We start from the raw sequence: 257 nt of genomic DNA on the forward strand, positions 1-257 counted from the left end.
TTCGATGCAGGCGACGCGGCGCTTGCGTCGATCACGTCGACATCGCCCGGCGGAACCGCTGCATCGCCCGCCACGTCCGCACCGGCGCCGCTCGCCGCCTGCGTCGTGTGGCTCGAACGCAATTACCGCTTCGGTCTCGATTCGCCGATCGGGCGGGTGTCGCTCGCGATCCGCCGCGGCGACGGGGAGGCGGCGCTCGATGCGCTGCCCGCGGGCGACGCGGCGGGCGCGTCGCTCCACGGCGGTGCGGGGGAGTC

1 pseudogene is annotated in these 257 nt (G+C 75.1%); it reads left to right on the forward strand.

What is annotated here, in order from left to right:
* A pseudogene (locus KVT39_RS37020) lies at nt 1–257 on the forward strand (exodeoxyribonuclease V subunit alpha); the annotation flags it as partial.

Source organism: Burkholderia sp. GbtcB21, assembly GCF_019091065.1.
GTDB classification, from domain to species: Bacteria; Pseudomonadota; Gammaproteobacteria; order Burkholderiales; family Burkholderiaceae; genus Burkholderia; species Burkholderia pyrrocinia_C.